The organism is Streptomyces sp. MST-110588 (assembly GCF_022695595.1).
Classification (GTDB): Bacteria; Actinomycetota; Actinomycetes; order Streptomycetales; family Streptomycetaceae; genus Streptomyces.
Genome location: NZ_CP074380.1, coordinates 2,509,000 through 2,534,349, shown reverse-complemented (window position 1 = coordinate 2,534,349; position 25,350 = coordinate 2,509,000). Strand labels below are relative to the sequence as shown.

At 71.0% G+C, this 25,350-nt stretch carries 25 protein-coding genes and 1 pseudogene; 12 read left to right on the top strand and 14 right to left on the bottom strand.

Features of this window, described 5'->3' with window-relative positions; all coding sequences use genetic code 11:
* Window positions 1-16 precede the first annotated feature (16 nt).
* Window positions 17-859, top strand: coding sequence for a carbohydrate ABC transporter permease (locus tag KGS77_RS11035; RefSeq protein WP_242580635.1), 843 nt, complete (start codon window positions 17-19; stop codon window positions 857-859).
* Between the two features lie 7 nt (window positions 860-866).
* On the top strand, window positions 867-2,489 hold the full coding sequence (locus tag KGS77_RS11030; protein ID WP_242580632.1) for a glycoside hydrolase family 3 protein: 1,623 nt from the start codon (window positions 867-869) through the stop codon (window positions 2,487-2,489).
* Window positions 2,490-2,600: 111 nt separating this feature from the next.
* Here the strand turns inward: KGS77_RS11030 and nagB are convergent, their stop codons facing one another.
* The 3 genes from nagB to KGS77_RS11010 form a co-directional block, all read right to left on the bottom strand.
* Window positions 2,601-3,383 (bottom strand): glucosamine-6-phosphate deaminase, encoded by a 783-nt coding sequence (nagB, locus tag KGS77_RS11025; protein WP_242580630.1) that lies wholly within the window; start codon window positions 3,381-3,383, stop codon window positions 2,601-2,603.
* Between the two features lie 299 nt (window positions 3,384-3,682).
* Window positions 3,683-4,204 (bottom strand): hypothetical protein, encoded by a 522-nt coding sequence (locus tag KGS77_RS11020; RefSeq protein WP_242580627.1) that lies wholly within the window; start codon window positions 4,202-4,204, stop codon window positions 3,683-3,685.
* 981 nt (window positions 4,205-5,185) lie between these two features.
* Window positions 5,186-5,941, bottom strand: a complete 756-nt coding sequence (locus KGS77_RS11010; protein WP_242580624.1) for an SDR family oxidoreductase — start codon at window positions 5,939-5,941, stop codon at window positions 5,186-5,188.
* 82 nt (window positions 5,942-6,023) lie between these two features.
* Here KGS77_RS11010 and KGS77_RS11005 point away from each other — a divergent pair, with 82 nt between their 5' ends.
* Both KGS77_RS11005 and KGS77_RS11000 read left to right on the top strand, forming a co-directional pair.
* Window positions 6,024-6,629 carry a TetR/AcrR family transcriptional regulator gene (locus KGS77_RS11005; protein WP_242580622.1) on the top strand — a complete coding sequence of 202 codons (606 nt, stop codon included), beginning with the start codon at window positions 6,024-6,026 and terminating at the stop codon, window positions 6,627-6,629.
* A 499-nt stretch (window positions 6,630-7,128) separates the two neighbouring features.
* Window positions 7,129-8,598, top strand: coding sequence for a PAS domain-containing sensor histidine kinase (locus tag KGS77_RS11000; RefSeq protein ID WP_242587416.1), 1,470 nt, complete (start codon window positions 7,129-7,131; stop codon window positions 8,596-8,598).
* A 243-nt stretch (window positions 8,599-8,841) separates the two neighbouring features.
* Here the strand turns inward: KGS77_RS11000 and KGS77_RS10995 are convergent, their stop codons facing one another.
* Complete coding sequence (locus KGS77_RS10995) at window positions 8,842-9,099, bottom strand: WhiB family transcriptional regulator (protein ID WP_003983230.1); 258 nt, start codon at window positions 9,097-9,099, stop codon at window positions 8,842-8,844.
* Between the two features lie 319 nt (window positions 9,100-9,418).
* Window positions 9,419-10,468 (bottom strand): diacylglycerol kinase family protein, encoded by a 1,050-nt coding sequence (locus tag KGS77_RS10990; protein WP_242580620.1) that lies wholly within the window; start codon window positions 10,466-10,468, stop codon window positions 9,419-9,421.
* Window positions 10,469-10,562: 94 nt separating this feature from the next.
* Here KGS77_RS10990 and KGS77_RS10985 point away from each other — a divergent pair, with 94 nt between their 5' ends.
* Window positions 10,563-11,141 (top strand): hypothetical protein, encoded by a 579-nt coding sequence (locus tag KGS77_RS10985; RefSeq protein WP_242580618.1) that lies wholly within the window; start codon window positions 10,563-10,565, stop codon window positions 11,139-11,141.
* A gap of 433 nt (window positions 11,142-11,574) precedes the next feature.
* Here KGS77_RS10985 and KGS77_RS10980 read toward each other — a convergent pair whose 3' ends face one another.
* From KGS77_RS10980 to KGS77_RS10970, 3 genes are all read right to left on the bottom strand, one after another.
* Window positions 11,575-12,501 (bottom strand): RNA polymerase sigma factor SigF, encoded by a 927-nt coding sequence (locus tag KGS77_RS10980; RefSeq protein ID WP_242587415.1) that lies wholly within the window; start codon window positions 12,499-12,501, stop codon window positions 11,575-11,577.
* Window positions 12,502-12,544: 43 nt separating this feature from the next.
* The gene (locus tag KGS77_RS10975; RefSeq protein WP_003985353.1) at window positions 12,545-12,958 is read right to left on the bottom strand and encodes an anti-sigma factor; all 414 of its coding nucleotides are present in this window, start codon (window positions 12,956-12,958) and stop codon (window positions 12,545-12,547) included.
* Between the two features lie 561 nt (window positions 12,959-13,519).
* The gene (locus tag KGS77_RS10970; RefSeq protein ID WP_242580615.1) at window positions 13,520-13,780 is read right to left on the bottom strand and encodes a UBP-type zinc finger domain-containing protein; all 261 of its coding nucleotides are present in this window, start codon (window positions 13,778-13,780) and stop codon (window positions 13,520-13,522) included.
* Window positions 13,781-13,852: 72 nt separating this feature from the next.
* On the opposite strand from KGS77_RS10970, the gene KGS77_RS10965 reads away from it, so the two are divergent.
* Window positions 13,853-15,448: a Na+/H+ antiporter gene (locus KGS77_RS10965; protein WP_242580613.1), complete on the top strand. Its 1,596-nt coding sequence runs from the start codon at window positions 13,853-13,855 to the stop codon at window positions 15,446-15,448.
* 243 nt (window positions 15,449-15,691) lie between these two features.
* Here KGS77_RS10965 and KGS77_RS10960 read toward each other — a convergent pair whose 3' ends face one another.
* The 3 genes from KGS77_RS10960 to KGS77_RS10950 form a co-directional block, all read right to left on the bottom strand.
* Complete coding sequence (locus tag KGS77_RS10960; RefSeq protein WP_242587414.1) at window positions 15,692-16,573, bottom strand: pyridoxal-phosphate dependent enzyme; 882 nt, start codon at window positions 16,571-16,573, stop codon at window positions 15,692-15,694.
* Between the two features lie 340 nt (window positions 16,574-16,913).
* The gene (locus tag KGS77_RS10955) at window positions 16,914-17,504 is read right to left on the bottom strand and encodes a peptidoglycan recognition family protein (protein WP_242580610.1); all 591 of its coding nucleotides are present in this window, start codon (window positions 17,502-17,504) and stop codon (window positions 16,914-16,916) included.
* 127 nt (window positions 17,505-17,631) lie between these two features.
* Window positions 17,632-17,865, bottom strand: coding sequence for a hypothetical protein (locus KGS77_RS10950; RefSeq protein WP_242580608.1), 234 nt, complete (start codon window positions 17,863-17,865; stop codon window positions 17,632-17,634).
* A gap of 256 nt (window positions 17,866-18,121) precedes the next feature.
* Between KGS77_RS10950 and KGS77_RS10945 the strand changes: the two genes are divergently transcribed.
* The 3 genes from KGS77_RS10945 (at window position 18,122) to KGS77_RS10935 (ending at window position 20,250) form a co-directional block, all read left to right on the top strand.
* Window positions 18,122-18,907 carry a helix-turn-helix transcriptional regulator gene (locus KGS77_RS10945; protein ID WP_242580605.1) on the top strand — a complete coding sequence of 262 codons (786 nt, stop codon included), beginning with the start codon at window positions 18,122-18,124 and terminating at the stop codon, window positions 18,905-18,907.
* A 10-nt stretch (window positions 18,908-18,917) separates the two neighbouring features.
* Complete coding sequence (locus KGS77_RS10940; RefSeq protein WP_242580602.1) at window positions 18,918-19,829, top strand: glutaminase; 912 nt, start codon at window positions 18,918-18,920, stop codon at window positions 19,827-19,829.
* 196 nt (window positions 19,830-20,025) lie between these two features.
* On the top strand, window positions 20,026-20,250 hold the full coding sequence (locus tag KGS77_RS10935; RefSeq protein ID WP_242580600.1) for a hypothetical protein: 225 nt from the start codon (window positions 20,026-20,028) through the stop codon (window positions 20,248-20,250).
* Window positions 20,251-20,310: 60 nt separating this feature from the next.
* On the opposite strand, the gene KGS77_RS10930 is transcribed toward KGS77_RS10935, so the two are convergent.
* Complete coding sequence (locus KGS77_RS10930) at window positions 20,311-20,769, bottom strand: VOC family protein (RefSeq protein WP_242580598.1); 459 nt, start codon at window positions 20,767-20,769, stop codon at window positions 20,311-20,313.
* A gap of 235 nt (window positions 20,770-21,004) precedes the next feature.
* Window positions 21,005-21,943: a beta-ketoacyl-ACP synthase III gene (locus KGS77_RS10925; RefSeq protein ID WP_242580597.1), complete on the bottom strand. Its 939-nt coding sequence runs from the start codon at window positions 21,941-21,943 to the stop codon at window positions 21,005-21,007.
* A 294-nt stretch (window positions 21,944-22,237) separates the two neighbouring features.
* On the opposite strand from KGS77_RS10925, the gene KGS77_RS10920 reads away from it, so the two are divergent.
* From KGS77_RS10920 to KGS77_RS34955, 3 genes and pseudogenes are all read left to right on the top strand, one after another.
* Window positions 22,238-22,969: a DUF4097 family beta strand repeat-containing protein gene (locus tag KGS77_RS10920; RefSeq protein ID WP_242580596.1), complete on the top strand. Its 732-nt coding sequence runs from the start codon at window positions 22,238-22,240 to the stop codon at window positions 22,967-22,969.
* Window positions 22,970-23,191: 222 nt separating this feature from the next.
* Window positions 23,192-23,713: pseudogene (locus tag KGS77_RS34960) on the top strand (NADPH:quinone reductase); the annotation flags it as partial.
* A gap of 4 nt (window positions 23,714-23,717) precedes the next feature.
* Window positions 23,718-24,167: a zinc-binding dehydrogenase gene (locus tag KGS77_RS34955; protein WP_347404466.1), complete on the top strand. Its 450-nt coding sequence runs from the start codon at window positions 23,718-23,720 to the stop codon at window positions 24,165-24,167.
* A 165-nt stretch (window positions 24,168-24,332) separates the two neighbouring features.
* On the opposite strand, the gene KGS77_RS10910 is transcribed toward KGS77_RS34955, so the two are convergent.
* Window positions 24,333-25,193, bottom strand: coding sequence for an RNA polymerase sigma-70 factor (locus KGS77_RS10910; RefSeq protein WP_242587413.1), 861 nt, complete (start codon window positions 25,191-25,193; stop codon window positions 24,333-24,335).
* Between the last annotated feature and the right edge of the window lie 157 nt (window positions 25,194-25,350).

Sequence of the window (25,350 nt, the reverse complement as noted above, 5' to 3'; positions counted from 1 at the left end):
CCCGCCCCCCCGCCGGGTGGCCCCCGTCGCCCCCCGCCGCCGAGGGAGGACCAAGCTCGGCTGGAACCTGCTGGGCCTGTGTGTCTTCCTCACCGCCGGCTTCCCCGTCTACTGGATGCTCAACACCGCGTTCAAACCGGCCAAGGACGCCATCGACCCCAACCCGCACTTCTTCCCGACGACGTTCACCCTGGAGAACTTCTCGCGGGCGATGGACGTCGCCGACTTCTGGGGGCCGGTCGGACGCAGCCTGATCGTCTCGCTCGTCGTGGTGGCCATCGGCATCGTCGTCGGCATGCTCGCGGCCCTGGCCATCTCGCGCTTCGCCTTCCGCGGGCGCAAGGTCGTCATCGTCGGCATCCTGGCGGTGCAGATGGTGCCGCTCGTCGCCATGATCATCCCGGTGTTCCTGCTGCTGAACGACCTCGGCCAGTACGACAAGCTCTCCGGCCTGATCATCACGTACCTGACCTTCATCCTCCCCTTCACCGTCTGGACGCTGCGCGGCTTCATCGTCAACATCCCCAAGGAGCTGGAAGAAGCGGCCATGGTCGACGGCTGCACCCGCACCGGCGCCTTCCTGCGCGTGGTCTTCCCGCTGCTCGCCCCCGGCATGGTCGCCACCTCCGTCTACGGCTTCATCCAGGCGTGGAACGAGTACCTGTACGCGCTGATGCTCATGAGTCAGCAGAACCAGACCGCCACCGTCTGGCTCGGCAACTTCACCACCAAGAACGGCACCGAGTACGCCCCGATGATGGCCGGCTCGGCCATGATGGCCATCCCCATCGTGGTGCTGTTCCTCCTCGTCCAGCGCAAGATGGCCGCGGGTCTGACCGCCGGCGCCGTGAAGGGATGAGCCCCCGATGACGACGATGACCCGTGGCACCGACACCCTCACCCGCGACGCCCTGACCGTCCTGCAGCCCGGCTTCACCGGAACCGACGCCCCCGACTGGCTGCTGCGGCGGCTCGGCGAGGGCCTGGCCTCCGTGGGCCTGTTCGGCCGCAACATCACCTCGCCCGAGCAGGTGGCCGCGCTCACCGCCCGGCTGCGCGCCGAACACCCCGACGTCCTGGTCGCCATCGACGAGGAGGGCGGCGACGTCACCCGGCTCGAAGTGCGCGGCGGCTCCTCCTTCCCCGGCAACCTCGCCCTCGGCGCGGTCGACGACACCGACCTGACCAGGGCGGTCGCCGGCGAACTGGGCCGGCGCCTGGCCGAGTGCGGCGTCAACCTCAACTGGGCGCCCTCCGCGGACGTCAACTCCGACCCCGGCAACCCCGTCATCGGCGTACGCTCCTTCGGCGCCGACCCCCACCTGGTCGCCCGGCACACCGCCGCCTACGTCCAGGGCCTGCAGTCCGCCGGTGTCGCCGCCTGCACCAAGCACTTCCCCGGCCACGGCGACACCTCCGTGGACTCCCACCACCACCTGCCGCGTATCACCGCCGACCTGGACACCCTCCAGGAACGCGAACTGCCGCCCTTCCGGGCCGCGATCGCCGCCGGCACCCGGGCCGTGATGAGCGCCCACATCCTGCTGCCCGCCCTGGACGGCTCACTGCCCGCCACCCTCAGCCGCAACGTCCTGACCGGCCTGCTACGGGCACCGGCCGCCGAAGGCGGCCTCGGCTTCGACGGGCTGATCGTCACCGACGCCATGGAGATGCAGGCCGTCGCCGCCACGTACGGCATCGAGCGCGGCAGCGTCCTGGCCGTCGCGGCGGGCGCCGACGCGATCTGCGTCGGCGGCGAACGGGCGGACGAGGACATCGTGCTGCGGCTGCGCGACGCGCTGGTCACGGCGGTACGCGAGGGCGAACTGCCGGAGGAACGGCTCGCCGAGGCGGCGGCACGGGTGCGCGCCCTGGCGCGCTGGACGCGGGGTGCGGGCGCGGCGGCGGGGACCGCGCCCGCACCCGCGCCCGAGGCCGGCCTGAACGCCGCCCGCCGCGCGCTGCGCGTCACCCACCGGGCCCCGGCCCCGTACGTCCCGCTGACCGCCCCCGCCTACGTCGCCGTTTTCTCCCCCGCCGCCAACATCGCCGTGGGCCACGAAACCCCCTGGGGCGTGTCCGCGGCCCTCACCGACCTCCTGCCCGGCACCACGACGGGCCGCTTCAGCGCGGGAGGAAGCGGTGCGAGTGGGAACGGTGCGCAGGGCAACGGTGCGGAGGGGAACGGTGCGGGCAATGCTCGTACGGGCCGTGGTGCGGGTGCCGACAGCGCTCCGGATGTGATGGCCGGGGAGGTGCTGCGGGCGGCGGGGGACCGCCGGATCGTGGCGGTGGTCCGCGATGTCCACCGCCACTCCTGGATGGCCGACGCCCTCGCCGCCCTGGTTGACGCCCGCCCCGACACGATCGTGGTCGAAATGGGAGTCCCCCAGGCCCCGCCGACCGGTGCCCTGCACATCGCCACCCACGGTGCGGCCCGCGTCTGCGGCCAGGCTGCCGCGGAATTCATCACCGCCCCCACCCCCTGACCGGACGGCCGGCCCACCGCGTGCCCTTACCGTACGTATCCGCAGACACCGGTGGCCCGCCGTGCGCTCACCAGCGCACGGCGGGCCACCGTCCTTCTTCCGCCGTCCCGGCTACAGGCCCTGCCACTCGGGCTTGGCGGCGTAGGTGGCGCGGAAGTAGTCGGCCAGCTTGAGCTTGGAGGCCGCCGCCTCGTCCACGACGACCGTGGCGTGCGGGTGGAGCTGGAGCGCCGAGGCGGGCACCAGCGCGGCGACCGGTCCCTCCACGGCCTGGGCCACGGCCTCCGCTTTGCCCTCGCCGGTGGCCAGCAGTACCAGGTGCCGGGCTTCCAGGATAGTGCCGATGCCCTGGGTGATGACGTGGTGGGGGACCTCGTCCAGACTGTCGAAGAACCGGGCGTTGTCCTCCCGGGTCTGCTGCGTGAGGGTCTTGATGCGGGTACGGGAGGCGAGCGAGGAGCACGGCTCGTTGAAGCCGATGTGCCCGTCCGTACCGATGCCGAGCAACTGGATGTCCACGCCGCCGGCCTCGCGCAGCGCCCGGTCGTACGCCTCACAGGCACCCTGGACGTCCTCCGCGGTGCCGTCGGGCCCCATGAACGACTCCTCGCTCAGGCCGAGCGGCTGGATCACCTCGCGCAGCACCACGGAGCGGTAGGACTCCGGGTGTCCGGCGGGCAGCCCGACGTACTCGTCGAGCTGGCACACGCGAGCGCGCGAGGAGTCCACCAGACCGTCACGGACCTTGGCGGCCAGTGCCTGGTAGATGGGCAGCGGAGTGGAGCCGGTGGCCACGCCGAGCAGCGCGTCGGGCTTGCGGCGCAGCAGGCCGGCCATGGCTTCCGCGATGAGCTCGCCGCCTGCCTCGGCGTCCGGGACTATGACAACTTCCACGCTGAGCCTGCCGATCTGGAGAAAAGGTCTGATATCCGGGTGGTATAGACCAATCTAGCAGAGCCGTTCGCCCGCGGACCCGTTCGCTTTCACCCGCTTTTATCTCCCCTCAACCGTCCACCGGCCGTACATCCACCGTCCACCGCCCGCTCTTCCGCCCCTCCGGCCGCAGCCCCGGCCATTCGTCCGATATCCGGTTTTACGGGTGCCCGATCCGGCCTTACGGACACCTGGCGCCACGGGGGGCGGTACGGCCACGGCTGGCGAGGCGCAAGCCGGGAGCCCCTGCCCGGCGCCGGTCAGGCCGGTGCCCCCATGGCCCGGGCGACGGCCTGTTCGAGAAGTTGCTGCTGAACCAAGGGATGCCGGCTCTCGGCACCGGTCCACAGGGTGCGTGCCCCGTCGTCGTCCAGTTGGATGAAGGTGGCCAGCAGTACGGTGTGCTTGCGGCGCTGGAAAAGCAGCTCGCCGTGCAGTCCGAGGGTGGGCCCGGCGCCGAGGAGCACGGTGTCCGCGGTGCTGTGCCGTACCGGCCAGCCGAGCACACGCCCTTCGGACCGGGCCGACGGGCCGAGCCGTAGACCGAGCGCCGTCCACCCCCGCGTCAACGCCCGCTGTGTGTCGGCAGGCGCGCCCTCCAGGACCGCCCGCGCCCACTGCTCGGCCGTGCGTGCCCGGGCTCCTTGAGCCGCGCCGAGGTCGACGGCCAGGGCGTTCTCGTAATCGATCCGCGCGAGCGTACTGAGTGCGTGCACGTCGGGCGGCACCGGAATGTGACGCACCCCCTCGGGGGCCTGCGAACGGTACGTGGAATCAACCATGAGCTACTCCTCACACGTGGCGTCGTGCTGCCGCGAGCCCATCGGACGCGAGCGCGCCGGACGAGAGCTCACCCGGCGTGAGCTCACCGGACGAGCGCGCGCCCGCGCCGCCCGATCGTCTGGAGCAGCGGCGGCAGGCACCTCCATACGGTGGCGTATGGAAGCAATCCAACCACCCCGCGGTGGCAGGCGCAGGCACTGTGACGGACGCCACCCGGGACGAGGAAGGCCCAACCGGGGCCGACATCGACACGCACCCCCCGCCCAATGGATCGAAGCCGACCGCGCACCCCTGTCCCGGTCGCCGTAAGCCGTGCGAGTCGACCCACCGGCCTCCCGGCCGCCGCCCACAACACCCGCAACCGCGTCGGCGCACCCGACCCGACACAGCCACCGCCCCTGACGCAGTCGCCAGGCTGCTCTGCTCTTGAACCCGGCGAACCCGGCGAACCCGGCGAACCCGGTGAACCTGGCGAACCCGGTGAACCTGGCGAACTCGGCGACGCCGTCCGGCGCTCGCGCCCTCCTGCCGCTCCCTGCACCCGCTCCCTGCCCCCCCGCTCCCGGCAGCCGGCTGCCGGTGGCCGGTGGTCTGGGCGCCGTCCCTGCGCCACGCCCGAGCGGCTGAGGCCGGGAAACGGCCATGGACAGGACACAGACGAGCCAAGCCCTACGATCACCCCCGAATTCTGCCGAGCAGCCCCCACCACGGAAGCGGCCGACGAGTTGCTTGTTGCTCGGTCACCGCTCTTTGGCGGCACCTCCTTCCTCGTCCTTCCTCGGGTGCATCTCCGGATACGGGCATCCCCGGCCGCGGCCCGGTGCGTATGTCTCAAGCCGACCCCTGGGCGGGGCGTCCGCAGAGCGAGCCCGGGGCGCGTACGCCGTTGGTCGTACGGCCGCCCGGCGGTGGCCGGCCGCCGACCCCGGCCCCCGGCCGCCGACCCCGGCCCCGGTCGCCGGCGGCACCGTGGCCGGGGCTCAGAGGAGGGCGCCGCCCGTGGCGTCTATCCACTGGCCCGTGACCCAGCGGCTGTCGTCGGAGGCCAGGAAGGCGACGATGTCACCGATGTCCCGAGGCTCACCGACCCGCCGCAGCGGGGACATGTCGGCGGTGGCCTGCCACGCCTCCTCGTCGGTGCGCAGCCAGCCCGCGTTCATGTCCGTGTCGATCGCGCCCGGTGCCACCGCGTTGACCGTGATGCCGCGCTTGCCCAGGTCCTTGGCGAGGGTCGCGGTGAAGACGTCGATCGCGCCCTTGGTCATCGCATAGGCGATGAGCTCGGACATCGCCGCGCCATGGGTCAGGCCGGTGGACACATTGATGATCCGGCCGCCGTCCCGCAGCCGCTTCAGGCTTTCCTGGGTCACGAAGAACGGAGCTTTCGCATTGACCGCGAAGACGCGGTCGAAGCCCTCTTCCGTCACTTCGCCGATCGGAACCCGCGGGCCGTCCGTGCCGGCGTTGTTCACCAGGATGTCCAGGCCGTCGGCCTGTGCGTCGAACGCCTCCCACAACGCTCGCGCGTCGCCCGGCACGCCCAGCTCGGCCCGGACGGCGAACGCCTGGCCGCCCGCGGCCTCGATCGCGGTCACCGTCTCCTTCGCCGCCACCTCATCCCGCCCGTAGTGCACGGCCACCCGCGCACCGTCCCGCGCGAGCCGCTGCGACACGGCCCGCCCGATGCCCCGGCTGCCGCCCGTGACCAATGCCGTCCTGCCCGTGAGTGCGCGCATGGCCGCCCCCTGATTTCTGTATCGGTTGCTACACAAAAAACCCTAGCAGAGTTTTCCTAGCGCTCGCTATAGAATTTGGAGCATGGCGACGAAACAGCGCGGAAGGCCCCGGTCCTTCGACCGGGAGACGGCTTTGGAGCAGGCGATGCGCGCCTTCTGGGAGTACGGCTACGAGGCGGTCTCCGTCGCCCATCTGACCGAGGCGATGGGAATCAAGGCGCCCAGCCTGTACGCCGCCTTCGGCGACAAGCGGACGCTGTTCGAGGAGGCCATCGAGACCTACGTCCGGGAGTTCGGCGGCTTCGTGGACCGCGCGCTGGCGGAGGAGCCGACCGCGCGCCGCGGTGTGGCCCGGATGCTCCGCGAGGCGGCGGCCCACCACACGCTCCCCGGCTATCCCCGCGGCTGCATGGTCATCTCGGCCGCGACCAACTGCACGGCGCAGTCCGAGGAGGTGATGCACGGCCTCCGGGAGCGCCGGCAGCACAACGTCGAGCTGCTCGCCCGCCGTATCGGCGCCGACATAGAGCGCGGGGAACTGCCCGCCGGTACCGACGCGCGGGCCCTGGCGGTCTACAGCGCGACCGTGTTGCAGGGGATGTCGCAGCAGGCCAGGGACGGTGCGGACCGCGCGACGCTGGAGAAGGTCGCCGACCTGGCGATGGCTGCCTGGCCGGACGCCCCGTAAAGGCGCGTCGGCCGCCGGTGCCGTGAGGGCGCTCGGCGTACCGCGCCCGGATACACCCGCGGGCCGCGGCGCCGGGACAGGACCCTCAGCCTGTCCGGCACCGCAGCCCGGAGCTACATCGGCCGGTCGTCCGGGCGGTCGGTGCGCACCCTATGTGCGGTCGGGGGGACACCGTCCGTCCGACAACCGGTCGATCGGAGGCCCGGCGCAGTCAGGGCAGAGAGCGCCTCGGGCCTCGATCCGCCCTCCTGTGCGGGGAGAGCGGAAGTATGTCTATGTCAGTCATTGTGGACTAGACCATTCTCGTCTGTCCATGCCCTCGCACGAGGCACCTTCTGAGGCACCTTCTCATCCGGTGCGCCCGCCGTGCCTGTCTCCTGAGTCTGCCACCCGAGTCCGCCACTCGGGCCCGTCACCTGAGTCTGTCACCCGCGCGCGTCGGCCCCGGTCCAGGGCCGCGCCTCAACAGTACGCCGGTAGGCTCCATGGCGTGCCCTCCATGAACGACCTCGTACGCCAGCACACCGACCTGAGCGACTCCGACCTGGAGTGGCTGCACCTGCTGGTCTCGGAGTGGCAGTTGCTCTCCGACCTCTCCTTCGCCGACCTGGTGCTGTGGGTCCCGACCCTCGACGGCACCCGATATGTCTCCGTCGCCCAGATGAGGCCCAACACCGGCCCCACCTCCTATCAGGACGACATGGTCGGCCACCTCGTTCCGCGCGGCCGTCGGCCCATGCTCGACTCGGCTCTGGACGAAGGCAGGATCGTACGCGAGGGCGACCCCGAGTGGCGCGAGGAGGTGCCGGTCCGCGTCGAGTCCATTCCGGTCCGGCGTGAGGGCCGGGTACTGGGAGTGATCGCCCGGAACACGAACCTGCTGACCGTACGGACCCCCAGCCGCCTGGAACTGACCTACCTGCAAAGTGCGTCCGACCTCGCTCAGATGATCGCCGCCGGCGCCTTCCCCTTCCCCGGCCAGCAGGTCGACATGGACGCCTCCCCGCGCGCGGGCGACGGTCTGATCCGCCTCGACGCGGACGGCGTCGTCCAGTACGCCAGCCCCAACGCGCTCTCCGCCTACCACCGTCTGGGGCTCGCCGCCGATCTCGTGGGCCACCACCTGGGCCGTACGACCGCCGAACTGGCCCCCGCGCGCGGCCCCGTGGACGAGGCGCTGGTCAAACTCGCCAGCGGCTGGGCCCCCAGGGAGTTCGAGGTCGAGGGCGACGAGGGCGTGATCCAGTTGCGTGCCATCCCGCTCAAACCCAAGGGAACCCATATCGGTTCGCTGGTCCTTCTGAGGGACGTCACCGAACTGCGCCGCCGCGAGCGCGAGCTGATCACCAAGGACGCCACCATCCGGGAGATCCACCACCGGGTGAAGAACAACCTGCAGACCGTGGCCGCGCTGCTGCGCCTCCAGGCGCGCCGGATGGACTCCGAGCAGGGCCGCGAGGCGCTCAACGAGGCCGTTCGCAGGGTCGGTTCTATCGCGATCGTCCACGAGACGCTGTCCCAGAACCTCGACGAGCGGGTCGAGTTCGACGAGATCGCCGACCGGGTGCTGGCCATGGTCTCGGAGATCTCCCCGGCCACGGTCAGCGCGCGCCGCAACGGCCGCTTCGGCGTGCTCGACGCCGAGGTCGCCACCCCCCTGTCCATGGTCCTCACCGAGATCCTTCAGAACGCCCTTGAGCACGCGTTCGGACCGGGGGAGCGGGGTTCGGTCGACGTCGGCGCGGTCCGCGGCGGCAGCCGTACGGATCCGCGGCTGCTGGTCACCGTCCAGGACGACGGCCGTGGTCTGCCCGAGGGTTTCGATCCGCACCGGGCCGGCAATCTGGGGCTGCAGATCGTCCGGACCCTGGTGGAGGGCGAGCTGGGCGGCTCGTTCGACATGGTGCCCGGTACGGAGCGTGGCACGCGGGTCGTCCTGGACATCCCCGTACGCGCGGAGAAGCGCTGAGTCGGCGCCGAAGAGTCGGCCCCGAAGAGCCGGCCCCGAGGAGCCGCCGCCGAGAGGTCGGTGCCGTCGAGTCGGCGCACAAGGGCATACGGTGCTGAGCCGGGGCACACAGCACTGAGCCCCGGACCCATCCGGTCCGGGGCTGAATGCTCACGTTTGCGTGGCCTCTCCCAGGCGCTCGGGGCGCCGGGTGAGCATCGGGGTACTGCGCGCTGCGGCTCGGGGGCCACGGGGCGTCTGGCGTCAGGCGCTGGCGTTGCGCGCCCGGTTGCGAGCGGCACGGCGCTTCATGGCGCGGCGCTCGTCCTCGCTGAGACCACCCCAGACGCCGGAGTCCTGGCCGGACTCAAGCGCCCACTGCAGGCACTGCTCCATGACGGGGCAGCGGCGGCAGACGGCCTTGGCTTCCTCGATCTGCAGCAGCGCAGGACCGGTGTTGCCGATGGGGAAGAAGAGCTCGGGGTCTTCCTCGCGGCAAACGGCGCGGTGACGCCAGTCCATGGCTGCTCCATCTCCTCGTGTGACGGGATCGTTGCTTGTGAATGTGAACGCTTTCACGAATCCCTCCACAAGGGAAGGGCCGAACCCCAGTTGAGAACTGGTGCGGTCCTGAGAAATGAGGAGGAGGATTCGGGCTCTCAAGGGGGCCGAAGAGCGGCCGTCCCGATCGCCATGAAGAGACTCGCAAACCTCGGCTGCGGATACAACCCCTTCCGGAAACTTTTTTTTGATTCCTTGGTGTCGCCTAGGTCACAGCCGTACTTCTAGGGGGTGGAAGTCAGCCTAAACGTTCGAGTGAAAGGACTTTTGGCCCTACTGCTCACACAATCACACGCAGTGCACGGCGAACGCCTGTGAACGTCACGCTCGTACGGAGTCCCAAGTGGTCTCCGTCCATCTGAAAGGGGAGCGGTACCTGGGAATGCAAGGTGAACTCCGTCAAGTCGTGGAGAGAAACCGCATGCTTTCCCTGGGGGCCGCGTTCCGGTGTTGACGTCAGCAACTGGGTGGCGTAGCGCGTTGCCGCGGGTACGGAGAGTCTGGAGAGCGCGAAGACGTCCAGGCCCGTGTCGAAGGAGGCGTCGGGGGAGGGGTACAGCGGGCGATTGCCCAGGTAGGTCCATGGGGCGGTGTTGCAGATTATGGCCATCACGAGGTTTTCGGCGAGACGGCCGGCCGTGCTCTCCGGGGCTTCGGCGTCTGCCGCAGGGGCCTCGGCGGAGGGTTTCAGCGGGTCGGCGGAGACCGTTGATTCGATCGCTTGTTCGAGAGTGATCACGCCGTTACGGCGGTTCGGTTCGCTCAGGAATTGCCGGACGAACTGTCGCACGTACAGGGCATGGGTCGAACGCTTGCCGCGTTCCCGCTGCTGCTCCACCCGGCCCACCACGCCCGCGTCGAACCCGAAACCGGCGCAGAAAGTGAACCAGCGCGCCGGGACCGCCTCATCCTCCGTACCCGGAGTTCCGGACGCCAGTCCCAGGCCGACCGTGCGTTCACTGCCGTCGCGCAGCGCGTCCAGCAAGGCGCCGGTCGACTCCACGACGTCGTTGGGCAGCCCCAGCGCGCGGGCGAAGACATTGGTGGAGCCGCCGGGGACGACCGCCAGACGCGGCAGGGCCTCGGGGTCGGGGCCGTGGGTCAGCAGGCCGTTGACGACCTCGTTGACGGTGCCGTCACCGCCGAGCGCGACGACCAGCTCGGTCTCACCGCCCTCGGCCGCCTGCCGTGCCAGGTCGCGCGCGTGCCCGCGGTACTGCGTTTCGGCGACGTCGAGTTTGAGGTCGCTGGCGAGGGCGTGCGCCAGTACGTCACGAGTGCGGGCACTGGTGGTGGTTGCTGCGGGATTGACCACGAGAAGTGCGCGCATGTGGAGCAGGGTACCTACTTACCGGTACCGGCCCCACTTCCTCCCCGTCTCCCTGCCCGCTCCGCGGTGGACGGCCCGGGGCTACCCTGCTGGGGTGAGCAGTAAGCAGAAGCGGCCCGCCTCCAAGGCGCCCGGGACCCCCAAGGCGGCCAGGGCATCCAAAGCGACCGGGACGGCTGGAGCGACCGGGACGGCCGAGGCGGCCAGGACCCGCAAGGCGTCCGGAACCGCCCCCGGCTCCGGACGGACGGCTCCCGACTCCGGGCGGGCGGCCGGCCCGGGCGGACCGCGCCCGGCCCGTCTGAGCGCCGCGGCGGTACTCACCGGGATCGAAGGGCTGGCGCTGGCCGCCCTCGGCGTCTACATGCTGGTGGACGGGCTCGTCGGGCACCCCGACAGCGCGCGGCAGGCGGAGACGGGCGGGCTGACGGTCCTCGCGCTCGCGGTGCTGCCGCTGATCGCCGCGCGTGGGCTGTGGCTGTGCCGCCGCTGGAGCCGCGGGCCCTCGCTGATCACCCAGATCGTGGCACTGCCGGTGGCCTGGACCCTCGTCAACGGCGGTGGGGCGCTGATCGCGGCGGGTGTGGTGGTCGCTCTGGTCGCGCTGGTCGTACTCGTTCTGCTGGTCAATCCGACGTCCACCGAAGCGCTGGGCATCGGCCCCAAGGACTGAGCCCGGGGCGGCCCGAAGGCCTGGCGGCGTGATGGCCGGGCGGCCCGAAGGCCTGGCGGCATGATGGCCGGGCGGTCCGAAGACCTGGCGGCGTGATGGCCGGGCGGTCCGAGGCGGAACGGCGCACGGCTGGCGCGGAAGGCGGCCTGGGGCAGGCCCGCCCGTACGGAGCGTAGGGGAGACGGCCCGGCGGGGTTCGCGGCCCGTACGGCGTCGGCTGAGGGCAGTCCGTACGAAAGCGGTCCCGGCCCCGGTGCGGAGCCCGTATGAGGCCCTCGGCCGCGCCCCGTACGAACGTCCGGACGTCCGTATACAGCCCACCCGCCGACCGGGACCGCCGGCGGACCGACCCGCCAACCGGGATTGCCGCCGGACCGACCCGCCGCCCGGGACCTGGAGCCGCGGCCCCCAGCCCCGCCCCCGCGCCTCCCGGCTACTCCTCCGCCAGCAGCCGGTCGCGGAGCTGGGCGAGCGTACGGGCCAGCAGCCGCGAGACGTGCATCTGTGAGATGCCGACCTCCTGGGCGATCTGTGACTGCGTCATGTTGCCGAAGAACCGCAGCAGCAGGATCTTCTTCTCGCGCGGCGGCAGGTCCCCCAGCAACGGCTTGAGGGACTCGCGGTACTCGACCCCCTCCAGCGCCTCGTCCTCGGCCCCGAGGGTGTCGGCGACGGCCGGTGACTCGTCGTCGGTGTCCGGGACGTCCAGTGAGAGCGTGCTGTACGCGTTGGCCGACTCCAGGCCCTCCAGGACCTCCTCCTCGGAGATCCCGAGGTGCTCCGCCAGCTCATGGACGGTGGGGGCCCGGCCGTGGCGCTGGGACAGCTCGGCGGTCGCGGTGGTCAGCGACAGCCGCAGCTCCTGGAGGCGGCGCGGGACACGGACGGCCCAGCCCTTGTCGCGGAAGTGCCGCTTGATCTCTCCGACGACGGTGGGGGTGGCGTACGTGGAGAACTCCACGCCGCGCTCCGGGTCGAAGCGGTCCACGGACTTGATCAGCCCGATCGTGGCGACCTGGGTGAGGTCGTCCAGCGGCTCGCCGCGGTTGCGGAAGCGCCGTGCCAGGTGCTCCACGAGCGGCAGATGCATACGCACGAGGGTGTTGCGCAGCTCTGCGCGCTCCGGGGAGCCTTCCGGGAGCTTGCGCAGCTCATAGAACATCGCCCGCGCACCACTGCGGTCCTGCGGATCGTGGGAGTGGCGTGGGGTGTGCGGATCGCGCTGGTCGCGCTGCTGCTCGCTCTGGTCCATATGGTCCGCCCGCTCTGCCCGTTCCACGTCCGGCCGGCTGCCGAGGTCGTCTGCGCCCACCGGATGCGGCCGGGCCTGCTGCTCGGGGATGGTCACCTTGGGCGCCATCCGCGCGCCGCGTTCCAGCTCCTTCACGGGGCCCCCTGTTCGGTCATGACGGTCCGGGACCGGCGCCGCGCTCCTTGTACAGGCTGATGGTGACCGTACGGTCCTCGGCGACGGTGGAATCGACCTTGCCGGCCAGCGCGGAGAGCACTGTCCAGGCGAAGGTGTCGCGCTCCGGGGCACGTCCGTCGGTCGTGGGGGCCGACACGGTCACCTGCAGTGCGTCGTCGATCAGACGGAAGACGCAGCTCAGCACACTGCCGGGTACGGCCTGTTGCAGCAGGATCGCGCACGCCTCGTCGACCGCGATACGCAGATCCTCGATCTCGTCGAGGGTGAAGTCCAAGCGGGCTGCGAGTCCGGCCGTGGCCGTACGCAGCACCGACAGGTAGGCACCCGCAGCGGGCAGCCGGACTTCCACGAAGTCCTGGGTCCCGGGCTCGCCTGCGATCTGGGACACCCTCACCTCCAAGGTGGCACAAGCTGGTTGAGCTGATATTCGCGCCGGGTCGTCACTTCCTGCTTGGTTGAGAGGAGAACGATCCGGCGCGGCACATGGTTCGGCTGCGACGCTATCGCGATCTGCGGGGCGGTGTCGCCCGGACGGAGCATGGCGGCCCTCCGGGTCGGCACCGGGTCGTGATCCCCAGCGACCTCGCGACTGTCACTGATTGTAAGACTACGGGTACGGACAGTGGCTAGGGGTCTGCACCGCTAATTCGATATCGATTACGCTCCGTTGACACTCGAGGAGCCGGGAAGGTTGTGCGGTACACCTCCAGTGAGCCGCAAGACGGCCCGTTCGTCCATGGGTTCAGCACCGATCCGGCGCGGAAAAACGCCGGACGCTTCCCTCCAATACGGGACTGACCACTCCAAACGCCCGCCACCCCGGCTGTCGCGGCCCCCGGAGCGGCCGGGTGCGGACCTTACGCCCCCGCGGGCCGGAAGGAGCCGCGTACGGCCTTTGGGGAGCCACCGTACGGATACCGAGCGTGCCCGCCGGTGCGCTGGCGCGGACTCAGACCAGGCGCTGGTCCACGAAGCACCAGCGCCAGTTTTCTCCCGGTTCGTACGAGCGCATCACGGCGTGCCCCGTCGTGGCGAAGTGCTCCGTCGCGTGCCGGAACGGCGAGGAGTCGCAGCAGCCGACATGTCCGCAGGTCAGGCACAGCCGTAGTTGTACGGGATGACTGCCGACGGCCAGGCACTCGGGGCAGGTGGAGTTCAGCGGGGCCGGTTCGGGGCGGGGCAGTTCGGGAACGTGCGGACACTCGCTCATGATTGCCAGGTTAGAGCGCGGGGGCGGGCCACGGAGCGCAGGGTGGGCCCGGAACGGAGAGGGACGGGAACGATGGACGTGATGCCGCTGTTGCTGCTGGTCGCGGGGAGTGCCGCGGTTGCGGGCCTGGCTCGCCGCACGCCGGTGCCGGCGCCCCTGCTGGTCGTCGCGGCCGGGCTGCTGGCCTCGTACCTCCCCGGCGTGCCCGACTACACCCTCGACCCGCACATCGTGCTGCCGCTGCTGCTGCCCCCGCTGCTGCACACCGCGGCCCTGGACAGCTCGTACCTGGACCTGCGGGCCAATCTGCGGCCGGTGGCGCTGCTCTCGGTCGGGTACGTGCTCTTCGCGACGCTCGTCGTCGGATACGCCGCGTACCTGCTCATCCCGGACCTGCCGCTGACCGCCGCACTGGTGCTGGGCGCGGTGGTGGCCCCGCCGGACGCCGTGGCGGCCACCGCCATCGCCCGCAGACTCGGGCTGCCGAACCGGATCACCACGATTCTCCAGGGCGAGTCGCTGGTCAACGACGCCACCGCGATCACCGCGTACAAGGTGGCGCTGGCCGCGGCCGTCGGGGTGGGCGCCACCTGGACCGACGGCATCAAGGAGTTCGCCGTGGCGGCCGTCGGCGGGATCGGGGTCGGAGTGATCCTCATGGGACCGCTGCACTGGCTGCGCCGCACACTGCGCGACTCCCCGCTCCTGGAGAACACCCTCTCGCTGCTCATCCCGTTCGTCGCGTACGCCTGCGCCGAACAGCTCGGCGCGTCCGGCGTACTGGCGGTCGTCGTGGTCGGGCTCTACCTCGGGCACCGTTCCTGGCAGGTCGACTTCGAGACGCGGCTCCAGGAGGAGGCCGTATGGAAAATGGTCTCCTTCGTGCTGGAATCGGCGGTCTTCGCGCTGATCGGGCTGCAACTGCCGGTCGTGCTGCGCGGCCTCGGGGAGTTCAGCGGGGCGCAGGCCGCCTGGTACGCGGCCGTGGTCTTCGTCGTGGTGGTGCTCGCCCGCTTCGCGTGGGTCTTCCCCGCCACCTTCGTGCCGCGGGCCCTCTCGGCCCGTATCCGCGCCCGGGAACCGGGGACGAACTGGACCGCGCCGGTCATCGTGGGCTGGGCCGGCATGCGCGGGGTGGTCTCCCTGGCGATCGCCTTCTCGATCCCGGCCGCGGCGGACGGCGGCGGCTTCCCGGCCCGCAATCTGGTGCTGTTCCTGACGTTCACCACCGTCATCGGCACGCTCGTCGTCCAGGGGCTGACGCTGCCGCCGCTGATCCGCGCCCTCAAGCTCCCCGGCCGCGACGTACGGGCCGAGACGCTGGTCGAGGCGCAGGCGCAGAACACCGCCTCCCTGGCCGCCGAGGCCCGGCTGGAGGAACTGCTGACGGACTCCCGCAACGCCCTTCCCGGCCCGCTGGCCGACCGGCTGCGTACGGTCATGGAGCGGCGCCGCAACGCCGTATGGGAGCGGCTGGGAGCCGTCAACGAGGAGGGGGAGTCGGCGGACGAGACCTACCGGCGGCTGGCGCGGGAGATGATCGACGCGGAGCGCCGGGTCTTCGTCGAGCTGCGGGATGCCCGGCGGATCGACGACGAGATGCTGCGGGTGCTGCTGCGCCGGCTGGACCTGGAGGAGGCGGCGGCTTACCGGGAGGGGGCGGATTAGGCGGGGGCGTACGGGAGGGCCGGGGTCCGGAGGGGCGGGCGATCGGCGCGGCCCGGGGGGAGGGGGCGGCGGCGTGCGGGCAGGGTGTCGGCGCGCGGCGCAGGGGGTGGTTCAGGAAGGCGGGCAGGTCCGAACGGGTGAATTTCCTGCGGCGTACGGGTGGCGTGGCAGACCCGGACGGGTTCCGGCACGGCACGCCCTGTCGTACGGGCGGAGGGCCTGCCGTACTGGTCAGCGGCGTTCTTACGGGGCGCCGGAGATCACCGCGGCGACGGTCGTGCCGGGGGCGAAGGCGCCCTCGCCGGCCAGCGTCGTCAGGCCGAGCAGCATTTTGGCGACATAGAGACGTTCCAGGGGCAGCCCGTGCCGGTCCTCGAAGTCCTCCGCGAACGCGTCCAGTTCGGGGGAGCGACGGGCGTATCCGCCACAGTGGAAACGATCCTCCAGGCGCCACTCGCCGCGCCGGCCGCCAAAAGCCGCCCGCTGGAGCCCGGCCACCTCCTCGTTCAGGAAGTGCGGCGAACCGCCCTTGAGCACGGGAAATCCCAGGGCGCGCTGTCCCGGCGCCAGACCGGCGGCCAGACCGGCCAGGGTGCCGCCGGTGCCGCACGCCACGGCCACCAGGCCGGCGGTGCCGCGCAGCTCCCGGCCCAGGGCCGTACAGCCGCGGGCGGCCAGGACGTTGCTGCCGCCTTCCGGTATCAACTGCCAGGCACCGAAACGCCGGCGGAGGGAATCCAGAACCTCCGGATCGGACTTGCGGCGATAGGTGGCGCGGTCGACGAAGTGCAGCCGCATGCCGTCGGCGGCGCACTGCGCCAAAGAGGGGTTCAGGGGCTTTCGCGCCAGTTCCTCGCCCCGTACGACGCCTATCGTGGCCACACCCAAGAGGCGGCCGGCGGCGGCGGTGGCCCGCAGATGATTGGAGTACGCGCCGCCGAAAGTCAGCAGGGTGTTCTGGCCCGCCTCGGCGGCGGCGCGCACATTCGGGGCGAGCTTGCGCCATTTGTTGCCGGGCAGCTCGGGATGGATCAGATCGTCGCGCTTGAGCAACAGCCGTACGCCGCGGCGCGCGAACCGCTCGTCCTCGATCTCCTGGAGCGGGGACGGCAGGCGTGGCCGCAGCGCGTCGAGGCCGGGGTAAGGGTTGAGGTCGGGGTCGGGGACGGTGTTGAGGTCGGGGTCGGGGACGGTGCCGGTCACACGCCTATTGTCCCGTCGGCCGGACGGTGCCGGAGCGGCGGGCCGTCCGGTTGTCCGGCGGCCTGGCTGTCCGGCTGCCCGGCTGGAACCATTTCGGGCCGGACGTGAATCACGTCGGGTATGCATCAGGCCAGGCATGAATCACGTCGGGCATGAATCAGGCCACTACACATCACGCCCGGCACAAATCGAGCCGGGTCCGATTCCGGCCGGAGCTGGTCCAGGCCAGGGCTGCTCCGGCCGGGTCATTTCAAGCCGGGAGCTATTTCAGCCGTTCCCCGATACGGTCACGCAGCCAGTCCATCGTGAATCCCCGGGGGTCGATCTTGCCGGGCTGCCATTCCAGGTGCCCGATCACCGAGCGCTCCGTCCAGCCGTGGACACGGCACACGGCCGCCGCGGCCTTCTCGATGGTGTCCAACTGAGCCTGTGGCCACGGATCGGCGCCGTCACCCAGGTTCTCGCATTCGAAGCCGTAGAAATAGCGGTTGCCGTCCGTGTTGGCCTCGTTGACAGGCGGAAGGCGCTTCTCGGCGATCACGGCGCGCAGTACGTCCCCGTCGCCCAGACCCGCGTGGTTGGCACGGCCGTTGCCGACCAGGTGGACCGTGCCGTCCTTGGTGATCACGCCGTGACACAGCGGGCCGGGCAGGCCGGCGTAGCCGTCGTAGCAGATGCGCACGGTCCGCTCGGACCCGGACGTCGCGGTGTGGTGGATGACCACGCCGTGCACCGGGCCCCACGGGCCCTTGTGGTTGCGGTTGTGTTCACGCCAGCCGTCGACCTCGACGACCTGGATCCCCTCGTCCTTCAGAGCCTTGACGAAACTGTCAGCCGACATGGGTGGGGCCATGGCCGACTCCGTTCGGTGCGCGGCGGACGCCGACCGCGCACCGCCTCGTAAAACGCTTGTACTGGAACGCCAGGTCCCATACCAGCCGTTCGGTGCGTGTGCGAGCGGTTTTCGGCCGCTCGGCCGCTCAGCCGCGCAGGAACCCGTCTCCGTGTGCGGCGATGTGCGCTTCGAGGGCGCTGAGCGCGTCCTGCGTCGCCTGGGGCGCTCCGCTGCCCCGCCGCTCGGCGTAGTAGGCGGCCCCAAGCTTCTTCAACAAGTCGTTGCCGGCCCGCTGCTGCTGCACCTCGTCGACCTTCTGCTTGCCCTGGGCCAGTCCGCGCTGGGCCTGCTCCTTGGCACGGTCGAGGAATCCTGCCATGTGCTGCCTCCTGGGAAATCGGTGAGCCGGCCGGGGTACCCGGCCGTGGTCGGTCACCGGCCGGATCGCACCGGTGGCACCAGTGGTGTCGTACCCGATCAACGGCCCGGCCACCCGTGGCGTTCCCGTGCCACGCTGAACAGGCGTCCGTAGAGGTCAGGTGTCCGCACCGGGACGTTGTCCGTACAGGGCGGTTGTTTCGTACAGGGCGGTTGTCCGTACGTACAGGGCAGTGGGGGGCGCAAGGAAGGGACGCATGGAAGGTCACGAAGAGCACCACGGGGAGGGCCGCGCGGAGAGCGGCGGAGGGAGTCACAGAGAGACGTACAGAGAGACCTACAGAGAGAGGCCGTCACCTCTGGGAGGAGCGCCGGGCGGTGCGGCGGTATGGACGCGTACGGCCGGACCGTCGCCCCGCCCGGTGCTGCCCGACGGCTGTACGGACCTCATCTGGACCGGTGGCCGGTTACTGGTGGCCGGCCCCGACACCCGCGCGCACACCCCGGACGCCCCGCCCGGCGCGCGGTTCGTGGGGCTGCGCTTCGCACCCGGCCAGGGCCCCGCGGTCTTCGGAGTGCCCGCGCACGAACTGCGTGACCTGCGCGTACCGCTGGCGGACCTGTGGCCACAGGCCCGGGTACGGCGGCTGGCCGAGCAGGTGGCCGGGGCCGCGGCTCCCGGGCGGATGCTGGAGGAGATCGCGGCGGACCGGCTGCGCGCGGGCGGCGCGCCCGATCCCGCCCGCGACGTGATCGCCGCGATCGCCGTGGCGCTCGGTGACGGGCGGACGGTCTCCCAGGTGGCGCGATCCGTCGGTATGGGCGAGCGCCGGCTGCACCGCCGGTGTCTGGAGGCTTTCGGGTACGGGCCCAAGACGCTGGGCCGGGTGCTCAGGCTCGTACGGGCGCTGGACCTGGCGCGGTCGGGGATGCCCTACGCCCAGGTGGCGGCGGTGGCCGGATATGCCGACCAGGCGCATCTCTCTCGGGAGGTGAAGTCCCTCACAGGGGCCCCGCTGGGGGCCCTGACACGCCCGGGATAGCGTGTTCCCCATGAACTACCAGGCCGTTCTTGAGGAGGTAGCGGCCTTCGCCAGGCCGTATGTGGGGCATGGGCAGGTGGCCGATTACATACCCGCACTGGCGCGTGTGCCGCAGGATCGTTTCGGTATCGCGGTGGCCGACATCGACGGCAAGGTTTACGGGGTGGGCGACTGGGAGGTCCCCTTCTCCGTACAGTCCATATCCAAGGCATTCTCCCTGGCGCTGGTGATGGCGCAGGACAACGAGCGGATCTGGGACCGGGTGGGCCGCGAGCCGTCGGGCACGCCCTTCAACTCACTGGTGCAGCTCGAATGGGAGAACGGCATCCCGCGCAACCCGTTCATCAACGCGGGCGCGCTGGTCGTCACCGACCGCCTCCAGACCCTGACCGGCGACGCCAGCACCACCATGCTGCACTTCCTGCGCGAGGAGAGCGGCAATCCGGACCTCGCCTTCGACCAGGCCGTAGCCGGGTCCGAGGCCGACCACGGCGACCGCAACGCCGCCCTCGCGCACTTCATGGCCAGCTTCGGCAACCTGGAGAACCCGGTCCCCAGCGTCATCGAGCACTACTTCTGGCAGTGCTCGATCGAAATGAGCTGCCGCGACCTGGCCGTGGCCGGTGGCTTTCTGGCCCGGCACGGGCTGCGGGCCGACGGGAGCCGGCTGCTGGAGGCCCGCGAGGCCAAACGGATCAACGCGGTGATGCTGACCTGCGGGACGTACGACGCGGCCGGCGAGTTCGCCTACCGGGTGGGGCTGCCCGCCAAGAGCGGCGTGGGCGGCGGCATCGTCGCCGTCGTACCGGGCCGCTGCACCCTGTGCGTCTGGAGCCCCGGCCTGGACCGCCGCGGCAACTCGGTGGCCGGCGCGGCGGCCCTGGACCACTTCACGACGCTGACCGGGTGGTCGGTGTTCTGAGGTCAGCGCCCTCCGGGGCTTGTGCTGTGCCTTCTGTGTTTTGTGGGTTCTTGAGCCTTCTTTGTCTTCTGCGCCTTCTGCGCCTTCTGCCGTTTCTGGGTCTTCTGTGCTTTACGTTTTCGGCCCTCGGATCCACCACTGAGGTGGCGTTCCCACGGGCGCCGGGCGCATCGTGGGGACAAGGAGGTGCGTGGTCATGGAACACGAAATGCGCGCCGAGTACGCGGCCGGCGCCTCGGCGAAACAGCCGGACGCCCGGGTGCGGGCCTGGCACATGGTCCGCGGGCACGAACTGACGGCGATGTGCGGGCGCGAGCTGGACCAGGACGCCGAAACCCAGTCGGCCGACCTCTGGGGCACGGCCGACAGCGCGCCGTTCTGCCACTCCTGCGGGGCCATGTATCTGCGGGAAGTGCCCTGACCGCCGGTCTGCCGACTGCTCTCCATGAGGGCGGCGGTGGTCTGTGGGAACCGCAATGGCTCACGAGTGCGGCAGTGGCGCGAAGAGATCCACGCCGCGGCCGTCGGGGTCCAGCACGACGGCGTACCGCTGCCCCCAGTCCGTGTCCCACGGCTCCTTGTCGCCCTCGTAGCCCGCGTCGACCAGATCGGCGTACAGCCTGTCGACCCCCGCGGCGTCGGCGCATTCGAACGCCAGCCCCGTGGCGCCACGGCTTCCCGGCGCCGGGGGCGTCCACTGCGGATCGAAGGAGCGGATGGTCTCGTACGGGTCCCACATCAGGCGCAGGCCGCCGGGCAGCGTGACCTCGGCGTGCGGGGCGGCGTCCGCCTCGGCGGGGATGTCCAGGCCCAGACGGCGGTAGAAGGCGAGGGAGGCGGCCATGTCGGCCACGGGCATGCCGAACGCCGACAGCCGGGCGGCGGGAGAGGAGGAGGCGGGAGAAGGAGCGGAACCGGGAGAGAAAGAGCTGGTCGTCATGCGGCGACCTTAGGCAGGTACCGGACCGACGGTCTTGAAGAAATCGGACACGGAAGCCGGGCGAAGCCGGGCATCGGCCGTACGCGGTCCGGCCTGGCCACTACCGGCCCCCGCTCTGGCCACTACCGGCCCCCGCTCTGGCCCCGCTCGGTCCCTGCCCGGTCCTCGCCCGGACCGATCCCGCCCGTCGGCCACCGAGTGACCGGTTGCCCTCCCAGGACACCTCGCGGGCGCCTCAAGGGCAGCGGATGATCTGCCCCGCGTACGAGAGGTTCCCGCCGAAGGCGAACAGCAGCACCGGCGCCCCGGGGGCGATCTCACGCCGCTCGACCAGCTTGGACAGGGCCAGCGGCACGGAGGCGGCCGAGGTGTTCCCCGAGTCCACGACATCGCGCGCGATCACGGCGTTGACCGCGCCGATACGCTGCGCGACCGGCTCGATGATCCGCAGATTGGCCTGGTGCAGCACGATTGCCCCCAGGTCCTCGGGCCGTACGCCGGCGCGCTCGCAGACCTCGCGCGCGATGGGCGGGAGCTGGGTCGTCGCCCAGCGGTAGACCGCCTGGCCTTCCTGGGCGAAGCGCGCCGGCTCGCCCTCGATCCGTACTGCGTGGCCCATCTCGGGGACCGAGCCCCACAGCACCGGGCCGATCAGCGGCTCGGGAGAGGCGGTGACGATCGCGGCGCCCGCGCCGTCCCCGACCAGGACGCAGGTCGAGCGGTCGGTCCAGTCCACCACGTCCGTGAACTTCTCGGCCCCGATGACCAGCGCGTTGGTGGCCGACCCGGCCCGGATGGCGTGGTCGGCGGTGGCCAGCGCGTGGGTGAAGCCGGAGCAGACGACGTTGATGTCCATGGTGGCCGGGGCCCGCAGTCCGAGCCGGGCGGCCACCCGCGCGGCGGTGTTGGGGCTGCGGTCCGTCGCCGTGCAGGTGGCGACGAGTACCAGGTCGATGTCATCGGGGCGGAGCCCGCCGGCGGCCAGTGCCTTGGCCGCCGCGGCGGTGGCCATCGCCGCCACGCTCTCGTCCGGCGCCGCGACATGGCGGGTGCGGATGCCGACACGGCTGCTGATCCAGGCGTCGTCGGTGTCCACGATCTTCGCCAGATCATCGTTGGTGAGCACTTTGGAGGGCTGGTAATGGCCGAGAGCCAGGATGCGTGACCCCGTCATGATGTCCCCTGTGCGCGCCGTGCGCGGTCGGAATCGGTACCTGACCAGTGTTGGTCGTACGAGCGCGGGAGATGCTCATGGATCCGCCAATCTTCTGCCGTCAGAACTGGAGAGATCCGACCGCCACTCGGCGGTATGGGCGCGGCGTCGGCGGTCGCCCGAGGATTGCGGAATTCCACACCTCCGAGCCGGGGGTTTTCCCCATGGTCACGTCGCGGCGGATGCCATAGCCTCATCGAGCAATGGCCCACAAAGTGGCCTTGACCAGCAACTTCCATGCAATCGGGGGAATCCATGCGTCGGCACCTGCGCCACTTGGCGGCCATCGCGCTCGTCGGAGTCGCCGTCGGGGGAGTCAGCTCCTGCGGGCTGTGGGACTCCTCCACTTTCGAGGACGACGGCAAGGTGTCGCAGAAGATCACTTCCGTACGGCTCGACAACGGCTCCGGCGCCGTCGAGGTGCGCGGTGAAAAGGACGTCGACGAAATCTCCGTCCACCGGAAAGTCGAATACCGGGGCGACCGGCCGGAAGGAGCGTCCCACCGGGTGGAGAACGGCGTCCTGATACTCGGCGGCTGCGGCAAGAGCTGTTCGGTGAGCTACACCGTCGAGGTACCCGTGGGGACCCGGGTCGGCGGCCAGACCTCGAACGGCGCGGTCACCCTGTCCCAGGTGGGCGAAGTGGATGTCACGACGAGCAATGGAGCCGTGAAGGTGGACGATGCGGCGGGCCCGGTGAAGGTACGGACCACCAACGGACGGATCACCGGACGCGGCCTGAAGGGCAAGAGCATCGACGCCGAGACCTCCAACGGCGGGATCGAACTCGCACCGGCCACGGCGCAGGACATACGGGCCGAGACCACGAACGGCGCCGTCAGTCTCACCGTGCCGGCCGGCCGCTACCGGATATCCGCCAAGAACGACAACGGCCACCAGAGCATCGGCATACCCAACGACCCGTCCGGCGACCACCGCATCGACCTGACCACCGACAACGGAGCCATCACCGTCAAAGCCGCTTGATCACCCCGAATCGATCACCTCGAATCGATCACCCCCATGGATCACCCGCATCGATCACGCCTGAGTCGATCACTCGAATCCATCACTCGAATCCATCACCCGGACCTGACCGGCACGCCGGCCTCCCCGGCCGGGGAGGCACGACCCGGCGCTTGACCTCAACCGCGCTTGAGGAAGCAGGATCCGCAACCGGATCTGACGACAAGCGATGGAGGGGCCGGTATGCGGGCGGTGCGGATGACGGAGTTCGGTGGGCCCGAGGTGCTGGTGGCCACGGCGGTGCCGGATCCGGTGGCGGGGCCTGGACAGGTGGTGGTCGGTATGGCCGCCGCCGGTATCGACTTCGTACAGACACAGCTACGGAGCGGGTACACCCCCGGCCCTCCGCTGCCCCGGCTGCCCTGGGTGCCGGGCGGGACGCTCGCCGGGCGGGTGCTCTCGGTGGGGGAGGGGGTGGACCGGAGCTGGGCCGGGCGGCGCGTGGTCGGCACGACCGTGGGAAGGGAGGGCGCCCACGCCGAACGGGCGGTGGCCGCGGTGGACGAGCTGTATCCCGTCCCCGACGGGCTGGGCCTGCCGGAAGCGGCGGCGCTGATCGACGACGGGGCGACTGCCCTCGGCCTCGTGGAAGGCGCGCGGCTCAAGCCCGGTGAGTGGGTACTGGTGGAGGCCGCGGCCGGTGGCGTCGGCAGCCTGCTCGTCCAGCTCGCCCGGGCCGCGGGTGCCCGGGTGGTGGGTGCCGCGCGCGGTGAGCGCAAGCTCGCACTCATACGGGAGCTGGGCGCCGAGGCGGCCGTGGATTTACTCGGCGCCGGGCTGGACGGAGCGTGTACGGGAGGTCACCGGCGGGGCGGGCCCCGACGTGGTGTTCGACGGAGTCGGAGGGGAGACGGGCCGGGCCGCGCTCGGGGTGGTGGCGCACGGCGGGCGGTTCTCCGTACACGGCGCCGCCGGCGGTGCGGCGACCGACGCGCAGGCGGCACGGGCTGTCCGGCCCGGAGTGACGGTGATCGGACTGGACCAGCTCTACGGCTTCGCAGCGGCGGCCCCCGCATGGATCGCCCGGATCCTGAGGCGGGCGGCAGCGGGAGAGCTGACGCCGGTGATCGGACAGACCATGCCCCTGGAGCGGGCGGCGGAGGCACATGCGGCGATGGAAGCCCGCGAGGTCATCGGCAAGACGCTGCTCGTTACGTGAGCTGGACACACGCAAGGGAGTGCGCGTGGGGTGCGGAGGGGGCAGGTGCGAATAGGGACGCACCGGGAGGAGGGACGGGCGGGGTGGAGGTGGGGGGAGGGGAGGGGGAGGGGGCGAAGGTTGGATGTGGGGGAGGCATTCGGGGGTGCTGTTCTGGGTTCGGGGTCAGCGGCGCAGGGGGGTTTCCTGCTGCATGTGGGAGAGCTTCTCGGGGTTGCGTACGGCGTAGAGGCCGGTGATGAGGCCGTTGTCGACACGTACCGTCACGACGGTGTCGATCGTGCCGTCGAGCTGGAGGATCAGCGCGGGGTAGCCGTTGACCTGTACCGGCTGCATCGATCCCATGGCGGCGATCCTGCCCAGTCCGGCGGCCAGCAGACGGGCCACCTTGTCGGCTCCGACGACGGGCCGCGGGACGGCCTGCTTGATGCCGCCGCCGTCACCGAGGAAGACGACATCCGGCGCGAGGATGTCGAGCAGGCACTGCAGATCGCCTGTGTCGGCCGCCCGTTGGAAGGCGTCGAGCGCGTCGCGGGTCTCGGTGGGGGAAACGACTCCGCGCGGCCGGCGTGCCGCGACGTGTGCCCGGGCCCGGTGCGCGATCTGGCGGACGGCGGCCGGGGTCTTCTCGACGGCTTCGGCGATCTCGTCGTACCCGAGGTCGAACACCTCGCGGAGCACGAACACCGCCCGCTCGGTCGGGGCGAGTGTTTCCAGCACCAGCAGCATCGCCATCGAGACGCTGTCGGCCAGTTCGACGTCCTCGGCCACGTCGGGCGTGGTGAGGAGTGGCTCGGGCAGCCAGGAGCCGACGTAGGACTCCTTGCGGCGGCCGAGCGTACGCAGTCGGCTCAGCGCCTGGCGCGTGGTGATCCGTACGAGGTAGGCGCGCTGGTCCCGTACCGTGCCGAGGTCGACACCCGACCACCGCAGCCAGGTCTCCTGCAGGACGTCCTCCGCGTCGGCGGCCGAGCCGAGCATCTCGTAGGCGACCGTGAACAGCAGGTTGCGGTGGGCGATGAACACCTCGGTGGCGGGGTCCGCGCGTCCGTCGTCGGCGACCTGTCCGGCCGTGTCCCGCGCGTGTTCGCCGCGCCCGCCGTCCCGCGTGTGTTCGCTGTGCTCGCTGTCCCGCGCGTGCTCGCTGTTCACCGGCTGCTCCTGCGTGTTCTCTCTCGACGGT

Excerpts from the sequence above, each read along its gene's own strand:
- KGS77_RS10965 (WP_242580613.1), top strand. The coding sequence starts at position 13,853 with ATGGACGTGATGCCGCTGTTGCTGCTGGTCGCGGGGAGTGCCGCGGTT.
- KGS77_RS11005 (WP_242580622.1), top strand. The coding sequence starts at position 6,024 with ATGGCGACGAAACAGCGCGGAAGGCCCCGGTCCTTCGACCGGGAGACG.
- KGS77_RS10935 (WP_242580600.1), top strand. The coding sequence starts at position 20,026 with ATGGAACACGAAATGCGCGCCGAGTACGCGGCCGGCGCCTCGGCGAAA.
- KGS77_RS11000 (WP_242587416.1), top strand. The coding sequence starts at position 7,129 with ATGAACGACCTCGTACGCCAGCACACCGACCTGAGCGACTCCGACCTG.
- KGS77_RS10940 (WP_242580602.1), top strand. The coding sequence starts at position 18,918 with ATGAACTACCAGGCCGTTCTTGAGGAGGTAGCGGCCTTCGCCAGGCCG.
- KGS77_RS10950 (WP_242580608.1), bottom strand. The coding sequence starts at position 17,865 with ATGGCAGGATTCCTCGACCGTGCCAAGGAGCAGGCCCAGCGCGGACTG.
- KGS77_RS10925 (WP_242580597.1), bottom strand. The coding sequence starts at position 21,943 with ATGACGGGGTCACGCATCCTGGCTCTCGGCCATTACCAGCCCTCCAAA.
- KGS77_RS10930 (WP_242580598.1), bottom strand. The coding sequence starts at position 20,769 with ATGACGACCAGCTCTTTCTCTCCCGGTTCCGCTCCTTCTCCCGCCTCC.
- KGS77_RS10995 (WP_003983230.1), bottom strand. The coding sequence starts at position 9,099 with ATGGACTGGCGTCACCGCGCCGTTTGCCGCGAGGAAGACCCCGAGCTC.
- KGS77_RS10970 (WP_242580615.1), bottom strand. The coding sequence starts at position 13,780 with ATGAGCGAGTGTCCGCACGTTCCCGAACTGCCCCGCCCCGAACCGGCC.
- KGS77_RS10945 (WP_242580605.1), top strand. The coding sequence starts at position 18,122 with ATGGAAGGTCACGAAGAGCACCACGGGGAGGGCCGCGCGGAGAGCGGC.
- KGS77_RS10955 (WP_242580610.1), bottom strand. The coding sequence starts at position 17,504 with ATGGCCCCACCCATGTCGGCTGACAGTTTCGTCAAGGCTCTGAAGGAC.
- KGS77_RS11020 (WP_242580627.1), bottom strand. The coding sequence starts at position 4,204 with ATGGTTGATTCCACGTACCGTTCGCAGGCCCCCGAGGGGGTGCGTCAC.
- KGS77_RS10990 (WP_242580620.1), bottom strand. The coding sequence starts at position 10,468 with ATGCGCGCACTTCTCGTGGTCAATCCCGCAGCAACCACCACCAGTGCC.
- KGS77_RS10980 (WP_242587415.1), bottom strand. The coding sequence starts at position 12,501 with ATGGCGCCCAAGGTGACCATCCCCGAGCAGCAGGCCCGGCCGCATCCG.
- KGS77_RS11010 (WP_242580624.1), bottom strand. The coding sequence starts at position 5,941 with ATGCGCGCACTCACGGGCAGGACGGCATTGGTCACGGGCGGCAGCCGG.
- KGS77_RS11030 (WP_242580632.1), top strand. The coding sequence starts at position 867 with ATGACGACGATGACCCGTGGCACCGACACCCTCACCCGCGACGCCCTG.
- KGS77_RS10920 (WP_242580596.1), top strand. The coding sequence starts at position 22,238 with ATGCGTCGGCACCTGCGCCACTTGGCGGCCATCGCGCTCGTCGGAGTC.